General features: G+C 67.5%; 8 protein-coding genes and 1 pseudogene. 5 read left to right on the top strand and 4 right to left on the bottom strand.

Translation table 11 applies throughout. The features are described 5' to 3' along the window. The 3 genes from A37U_RS47080 to A37U_RS0135895 all read left to right on the top strand — a co-directional run. A partial coding sequence (locus A37U_RS47080) for a DUF2637 domain-containing protein (RefSeq protein WP_040589749.1) occupies window positions 1-647 on the top strand: 647 nt, incomplete at its 5' end. A gap of 184 nt (window positions 648-831) precedes the next feature. Beyond that, window positions 832-1,581, top strand: coding sequence for a heavy metal-responsive transcriptional regulator (locus A37U_RS0135890; protein ID WP_040589754.1), 750 nt, complete (start codon window positions 832-834; stop codon window positions 1,579-1,581). Window positions 1,582-1,772: 191 nt separating this feature from the next. After that, a complete protein-coding gene (locus A37U_RS0135895) occupies window positions 1,773-2,714 on the top strand; it encodes an arsenic resistance protein (RefSeq protein ID WP_020501491.1) in 942 nt (313 codons plus the stop codon). Window positions 2,715-2,847: 133 nt separating this feature from the next. Here A37U_RS0135895 and trxB read toward each other — a convergent pair whose 3' ends face one another. From trxB to A37U_RS0135910, 4 genes and pseudogenes are all read right to left on the bottom strand, one after another. Then, window positions 2,848-3,852 carry a thioredoxin-disulfide reductase gene (gene trxB / locus A37U_RS0135900; RefSeq protein WP_020501492.1) on the bottom strand — a complete coding sequence of 335 codons (1,005 nt, stop codon included), beginning with the start codon at window positions 3,850-3,852 and terminating at the stop codon, window positions 2,848-2,850. Beyond that, a complete protein-coding gene (locus A37U_RS53270; protein ID WP_205623099.1) occupies window positions 3,849-4,262 on the bottom strand; it encodes an arsenate reductase ArsC in 414 nt (137 codons plus the stop codon). The genes trxB and A37U_RS53270 overlap by 4 nt, the downstream gene beginning before the upstream one ends. 31 nt (window positions 4,263-4,293) lie before the next feature. Next, window positions 4,294-4,523: pseudogene (locus A37U_RS54730) on the bottom strand (three-helix bundle dimerization domain-containing protein); the annotation flags it as partial. Window positions 4,524-4,624: 101 nt separating this feature from the next. Next, complete coding sequence (locus A37U_RS0135910; protein ID WP_020501494.1) at window positions 4,625-4,906, bottom strand: ArsR/SmtB family transcription factor; 282 nt, start codon at window positions 4,904-4,906, stop codon at window positions 4,625-4,627. A gap of 284 nt (window positions 4,907-5,190) precedes the next feature. Here A37U_RS0135910 and arsA point away from each other — a divergent pair, with 284 nt between their 5' ends. Continuing rightward, the gene (arsA, locus tag A37U_RS47085) at window positions 5,191-7,443 is read left to right on the top strand and encodes an arsenical pump-driving ATPase (RefSeq protein WP_083934185.1); all 2,253 of its coding nucleotides are present in this window, start codon (window positions 5,191-5,193) and stop codon (window positions 7,441-7,443) included. Further along, on the top strand, window positions 7,440-7,831 hold a 392-nt coding region (locus A37U_RS0135920; protein ID WP_020501496.1), incomplete at its 3' end, for an ArsB/NhaD family transporter. The genes arsA and A37U_RS0135920, both read left to right, overlap by 4 nt.

Here is a 7,831-nt window from a genome sequence, read left to right on the forward strand (position 1 = left end):
AGACCACCGCCACCCTCTGGCCGCTCATCGTCGACGGGTTGTTGACGATGGCCACGATCGAGCTGTGGAAGGCGGGCCACCGTCATTGCGCCACCGGGCGGTGGAAGGCGTGGCTGTCGTTCGCCCTCGGCATTGGGCTTTCGCTGTGCGCCAACATCGCCTCCGCGCCCGAGCTGAACGCCTTCTCCATCGCCGTCGCCGCCTGCCCACCCCTCGCGCTGCTGCTCTCGGTCGAACTCCTCAACCAAGCGATCAAGCGCCGCCGCGCGGAGACGGTACGAGACAACGTTCATGAATCCGGCGAGTCCACACTCGGGCAGCCGTCTGCGACGGCCCCGGGCGAGGCCAGTCCGGCGCTGGAGACTCCCGAGGAGGCGCCAGCACTGCGCACGATGGTGAACAACGTGCCTGGTCACGGCGCCAACAATGCCGACGCTGACTCAGAACCACCCCACGGTGAGGGTGATGATCCGCTGTGTGAGGAAGCACATCGGCTCGACGCCGAACGCTGGAACCTCTATCAGCGTCCGATCTCAGCCGACACGCTCCGCCGGAAGCTCGGCATCGGCTCGACACGAGCCCGCGCCCTCACCCGTCACATCCGCCAGCACCGCCAACCCGTAGCAGTGCTGGCCGCGGTGGAATAGGGCGTTGGTCAGCCGGGTCGCGCACGTCAACCAGTCGGCTGACCGTATGCCTCGCCTGCGGTTCTACCGGACCGCAGGCGGCTGGGCCAACGCGCTGGGCCGGGATCGGCCGCAACGGGCCGACGAGGGCTCGCGCTTGACCTTCGAGTCGACTTGAAAGTTTACCGTGGAGGCCGTGAGCACGATGCGGATCTCTCAGCTCGCCGAGCGCTGCGGCGTCCCGGCTACCACGCTGCGCTTCTACGAAAGCGCAGGTCTGCTGCCCGCCGAGAGGACACCGGCTGGCTATCGCCTGTATGGCGAGGATGCCGTTGACCGCCTGGCATTCATCGGCGCCGCCAAACACCTCGGGCTTCCGTTGGAGGAGATCGGCGAACTGCTCAGTGTTTGGGAGACCGGTGCTTGTAAGGAGGTCAAGGCCGATCTACGCCCCCGCATCGCTGCTCGTTTAGACGAAGCTGAGCAGCGCGTCGCCGAGCTGGCCGCCTTCACTGCCTCGCTGCACGCCGCACTGGACCACCTGGACGCGCTGCCCGACCGCGACCAGCCATGCAGCCCACACTGTGGTTTCCTCTCCGGCCCCCATCCCGGCGGGCCAGCCGACGTGGCGATCACACCCAACGGGCGCACTACCGAGCAGTGGCAGACCGCGCCCGTCGCCTGCTCACTTGCCGGAGACGACATCGCCGCGCGCGCCCTCAGCTGGCACGCGATTTTGGACGGGGCCACGCGCACACCGATCTCCGGCGGACTCCACATGACCCTGCCCGCCGAACGCATCCTGCAGGTCGCCGAGCTGGCCGTCGCCGAGCAGCAGTGCTGCCCCTTCTTCGACTTCCGTCTCCACCTCGACGGCACCGACCTGCACCTAGACGTGCGTGCGCCAGCCGAGGGGGCAGACCTCCTGGCCGAACTGTTCGGCCCGGCCACCTGATCGCCACGGCATCGCATCCCCACGTACCCACGTCGCGAAGCCAATGCGCAGCGCACCGTCACGCTGTGGGGCGTGGGGCAAGCGGCGCCCCCACACGCAGCAGAACTCGAATGCAACCCAGCCCCACGTGGTAAGACCGAATATCAGGAGAGAATGCAGTGTCGGAGCAAGCACCGGGTCTGGTTGCCGGTATGGAGCGGCACCAGGTCGCGGTCTACGTGGCGGCGATGGCGACCGGAGCCCTCGTGGGCTGGGGCGTTCCCGAGATCGGGCCGGGCCTGGAGCACGCGATCAACCCTGTGCTCGCGGCTTTGCTGTACGTGACGTTCCTACAGGTACCCGCTGCCGAGCTGGTCCACTCACTGCGGGTCGGCCGGTTCCTGACCGCGGCGCTGGTGGTCAACTTCCTCGTGGTGCCACTGGTGGTCGCCGCCATGTTCGCCTTCCTACCTGCCGACCAAGCCGTGCGCATGGGCGTGCTGCTGGTGCTGCTCACGCCCTGCATCGACTATGTGATCGTCTTCAGTTCGCTCGCCGGCGGCAGCAGCCAGCGACTCCTGGCCGCCACCCCGCTGCTGCTGCTCGCGCAAATGGTGTTCCTGCCGGTATACCTCTACCTGTTCATGGGCTCGGAGCTGGCCAGCATCGTTGAACCCGGGCCGTTCATCACGGCGTTCCTCGTGCTGATCGTCATTCCGCTCACACTGGCCTGGCTCACCCAGACTTGGGCCGCCTGCCGCCCGGTCGGGCAGAAAACTGCCGACGCGATGGGCACGGCGATGGTGCCGCTCATGGCCGCGACCCTGCTGACCGTCGTCGCCTCCCAGATACCGAAGCTGGGCGGCAACCTTGGCGACGTAGCCCACGTCGTGCCCTTCTACTTGCTCTTCCTGCTCGTCATGGCTTTCGTCGGACTCGCCGTCACGCGCCTGTTCCGCCTGAGCACACCCGACGGCCGGGCCATCGTGTTCACCGGCGCGACGCGCAACTCCCTGGTTGTCCTTCCGCTGGCGCTGGCACTGCCGGACAGGCTCGCGATGGCCGCAGTCGTCGTGGTCACCCAGACCCTCGTGGAGGTCACCGGCATGGTGATCTACGTCCGAGCCATCCCCCGGCTACTGCCCGCCCGCTAACGAGCGACGTCATCCACGGGCAGCGGAACCTCGTCCATTGCGCGACGCAAAGCGACAGCCGAATAGACAAATCGTGGCCCTGACCCGGCACAAATGAGTTTCCTGCCGGGTCAGGGCCACGAGAGGTCGGACGTCAGCGTGCAGCGGCTCCGAGCTCGATGGCGTATCCGCCGCCCGCGTGTTCGGACGCAACGTGTTCGACGCTGGTCGCTTCGTGTTCGGCGAGCCAGCGTTCGGCGTCGATGGCTGCCGCACAACCGGAGCCGGCCGCGGTGACGGCCTGGCGATAGGTCTTGTCCACCAGGTCACCCGCAGCGAAAACTCCGGGGATGCCGGTATTCGTGGCGGGTTGTTGCACGAGGACGTATTTCTCGTCGTCGATGTCGAGCTGGTCGCGGACAAGTTCGCTGCGGGGGTCGTGCCCGATCGCGACGAACATGCCGCTGACCGGAAGCTCGGATTCGGCGCCGGTGACCGTGTCCTGGAGCTTCAAACCGGTGACCGCGGTGTCGCCGACGACCTCGGTGACGACGGCGTTGGTGCGCCACTTGATCTTCTCGTTCGCGCGGGCGCGTTCGAGCATGATCTTGGATGCACGGAATTCCTGGCGACGGTGGATGATCGTGACCGAGCGGGCGAAACGGGTGAGGAAGGTCGCTTCCTCCGTCGCCGAGTCCCCGCCGCCGACGACGGCGATGTCCTGGTCNCGGAAGAAGAACCCGTCGCAGGTGGCGCAGGAGGAGACGCCATGTCCGAGCAAGCGTTCCTCGCCGGGCACTCCGACGTAGCGGGCGGCGGCGCCCATCGCGAGGATGATGGCCTTGGCCCGGTATTCGACGCCGTTGACGAGGACGGTTTTCGTGTCCCCGCTGAGGTCGATCTTCTCGACGTCCTCAGTTCGGAGTTCGGCACCGAAGCGCTGGGCTTGGTTGCGCATCTGCTCCATGAGGTCGGGACCCATGATGCCGTCGCGGAAGCCAGGGTAGTTCTCGACCTCGGTGGTGGTCATCAGCGCACCACCGAACTGAGTGCCCTCGAAGACGAGCGGTTCGAGTTCGGCGCGAGCCGCGTACACCGCGGCGGTGTACCCGGCTGGGCCGGAGCCCACGATGATCAGGTTGCGGACCTCGCCCGTCACTGCGCGGCCTCCGGTGCCAGCTCGGCCAGCAGTCCGGTGACGCGGCGGTCGATCTCGTCCCGGACGGCGCGGACTTCCTCGACTGCCTTTCCGGCGGGGTCGTCGAGTTCCCAGTCGAGGTAGCGCTTGCCGGGAAAGACCGGGCAGGCGTCCCCGCAGCCCATCGTGATCACGACATCGGCAGCCTCGACCGCCTCGGTGGTCAGCGGCTTGGGGAATTCCTGGGACAGGTCGAGGTCGAGTTCGGCCATCGCGAGCACAACCGCCGGGTTGATGGTCTCGGCCGGGGCGGAGCCAGCGGAGCGGACGGTGACCCGGCCTTGGGCACGGTAGTGCAGCAGTGCGGCGGCCATCTGGGATCGACCTGCGTTGTGCACGCAAACGAACAGCACTTCGGGGGTCGAGGACACGAGGGCTCCTTGGTTCTTGGCGATCGAGGTNAGGCGTTCGCGAGCGAAGCGCGTCGCGAGCGTGGCGAGGTGGGTGTGCACCCGCGCGGTGGCGTTGAGTTGCGTGTAGGTCTCGTCCAGTACCGCGCGGATGGTTTCCGAGCCGAAGATTCCCCNGAACTGGGGTTGCAGGTCGGCGGTGACGCGGTCGAGGAGTTCGGTGACGTGTGGGTCGGCCAGCCGGTATTCCTCGGCATCGTGGTGGTGGGGTGACGTGGACATGGTCAGCCGCCTGAAGTTCGGAAGGGCGAGTCTTGACTCGGGGCTTGATTGCTGGGGCCGGGTATCCTATCGAGTTGTATTGATGGGACGTCGCGTTCGGCTCAGACGCAGGGGCGGCGGATGGCCTGTGCGTGGTGTGCCTGCGCGGTGAGGTTCGCGATGCCGACGGTGAGCAGGCTCAGCGCTTCCGGGCGGAGCCGGTAGTAGGTGTACCGGCCGCGCGGCTCGGCGGAGATAAAGCCGGCTTCGCGGAGAACGCGCAGGTGGTGACTGATGGTGGATTGCCGGGCGCCGGTGTCGTCCACCAGGTGGCAGGTGCACATCTGTTCGCGGGCGAGCAGCCGCACGATCTCCGCGCGGAGGGGGTCCCCGAAGAGCTTCACGGCAGCTTCGGCGAGGTCTGGTTGCGCGACCGCAGCGTGTCCGGGAGCGTCTTCGTCAGCCCCAGCAACGGGTGACATCAACATGATTTGATGTAAGCATCGATGAGAGCGTCCTGTCAAGTGAAGGTTCGGATGGCACGCGATACACATAAGCTGCTGTTTTACTTCTCACCTCGGAGCCAAGACCCTGAACCAGTCGACCCTTACATCAGCTTTGTTTGATTTATCAGCTTGGGTCGATGTAGTGTCAGCTGTGTAGTGCTCCCAGTGGGAAGGGTTCCGTGATGGCTTCTGTTGAGATTTTTGATCCGGCGATGTGCTGTTCGACCGGGGTGTGTGGGCCGTCAGTGGACCCGGCGTTGACGCAGTTCGCCGCGGATGTGGAGTGGCTGGGCTCGGTTGGCGTGCAGGTCCACCGGTTCGGCTTTTCCTCCGAGCCCGGCAAGTTCGTCGAGAACGGTGAGGTCGGCGCGCTGCTGAAGGACAAGGGCGAGGAAGCCCTGCCTGCAGTGTTCGTGGATGGTGCGCTGCGCACCTCTGGGCGGTACCCGACGCGCGTGGAACTGGCCGAGTGGACGGGCGTGGCCACTGAGCGGCCCGGCCTGCCGGTGATCGAGCAGACCGAGCCCGGCGGGTGCTGCGGCGGCGGAGAGTGCCTGAGCGTGCCGACGGCGCCCACCGACCTGGTCCTCGGCACTCTCCTCCGGGTACGCACGCCGTTCGTGTTCTTCACCGGTAAAGGCGGCGTGGGCAAGACGTCGACGGCGTCGGCGACGGCGATCGGATTAGCCGATGCCGGGCGCAGCGTCCTGGTGGTCAGCACCGATCCCGCCTCGAACCTCGGCGAGGTCCTGGAGACCACTGCGGGCAGGGACCCGCAGCCGGTNCCCGGGGTGGCTGGGTTGTTCGCGATGAACCTCGATCCGGGTGAGGCGGCGGCCCAGTATCGGGAGAAGGTCCTCGGCCCGTACCGGGACAGCCTGCCCGCCTCGGCCGTGGAGCAGATCGAGGAACAGCTCTCTGGCGCTTGCACGGTCGAGATCGCCGCGTTCAACGAGTTCGTCGCGTTGCTGACCGACCCGGCGATCCGCGAGCGGTTCGACCACGTCGTGTTCGACACCGCACCCACCGGACACACGCTGCGGCTGTTGAGCCTGCCCAGCGCGTGGTCAGACTTCCTGGCTACTAATCCCGGCGGCGCTTCGTGCATCGGCCCGCTGGCGGAGATGGGCGCGCAGCAGCAGCGCTACGCCGACGCGATGCACGCCCTGGCCGACGCGGGTCAGACCACGCTGGCCCTGGTGACCCGCCCCGAGCAAGGGGCACTCGCGGAGGCTGGGCGAGCGTCGGCGGAACTGCGGGAACTCGGCGTCGGCAACCAGCAGTTGATCGTCAACGGCGTGTTCACCGCCACCCACAACGACGATCCCCTGGCGCAGGCGTGGCAGCAACGGGCTCAGGACGCGCTGGAGCAGATGCCCGAGTCGTTGGCGGAGGTCACCGAGATCGAGTACGTGCCTCTACTGCCGGAGTTGCCGCTGGGCGTGGCTGGGCTGCGCGCCATGCTCCATCCCACACTGCCAGCGCACTCAGCCTCGACTGCAGGCGACGTGCTGCCCGCCGGGGTCGCCACCAACCTGCGGGAACTGGTCGACGAGGTCGCCGCATGCGGTCGCGGGCTGGTGATGATGCTGGGAAAGGGCGGCGTCGGCAAGACCACGGTCGCCTCAGCCGTGGCCGTGGCGCTGGCCCGGCGGGGGCTTGCGGTCACGCTGACCACCACCGACCCGGCCGCGCATCTGAACACCTCGCTGGGCGAAGGTCTTGGTGACCTGGAGGTCACACGCATCGACCCGGCAGCCGAAACGGCAGCCTATACCGAGGCAGTACTTGCCGAGGCCGGCGCGAACCTCGATGCGCAGGGCCGGGCCTTGCTGGTNGAGGACCTACGGTCGCCCTGCACCGAGGAAATCGCAGTCTTCCACGCCTTCGCCCGCACCGTGGCCGCCGCTCAGGACCGGATCGTGGTGGTCGACACCGCCCCGACCGGGCACACACTGTTGCTGCTGGATGCCTCGCGCAGCTACCAGCGCCAGTTGTCCCAGCAGACCGGCCAGGCTCCACCGGCCGAAGCAGTGGAACTCCTCGACCGGCTGACCGATCCGGACTACACCCGCGTCGTTCTGGTGAGCCTGCCGGAGGCCACACCCGTACACGAGGCCGCCGCGCTGCAGGGCGACCTCGCTCGGGCGGGNATCAAGCCGTTCGCCTGGGTAGTCAACCAGAGCTTGGCCGCAGCCTCCCCAGTCGACCCGCTGCTGGTGGCCCGCGCCTCGTCCGAACGCCGCTACCTCGCCGAGGTCACCACCGACCACGCCGAGCGCACCGCCGTACTGCCTTGGAGTGTCGCAGCGCCGGTAGGGGCCGAGCAGTTGGTGCGGCTCGCCCACGGCGACCACCAACCCCACACGGTGGTCACGCACCTCCCGGCCACCGACCCCGATTCACGCTNGACAGGAGAGACGACGACGCCATGACTGTGGCAGCCATTCTGATCTTCCTCGCCACGCTCACGTTGGTGATCTGGCAACCCAAGGGCCTGGGTATCGGCTGGAGCGCGCTNGGCGGNGCGGTCGTGGCCCTGGCCACCACGGTGGTGCACNTCTCCGACGTGCCCACCGTNGTGGGCATCGTCTGGAACGCCACGTTGGCCTTTGTCGCCGTGATCATCATTTCGCTGATCCTCGACGAGTGCGGCTTCTTCGAGTGGGCCGCACTNCACGTCGCCCGNTGGGGACGCGGCCACGGGCGGGCGCTGTTCGTATTGATCGTGCTGCTCGGGGCCGCGATCGCCGCGGTGTTCGCCAACGACGGCGCCGCGCTGATCCTGACCCCGATCGTCATGCAGATCATGCTCGCGCTGCG

Origin of the sequence: Sciscionella marina DSM 45152 (assembly GCF_000379465.1) — a bacterium.
Lineage (GTDB): Bacteria > Actinomycetota > Actinomycetes > Mycobacteriales > Pseudonocardiaceae > Sciscionella > Sciscionella marina.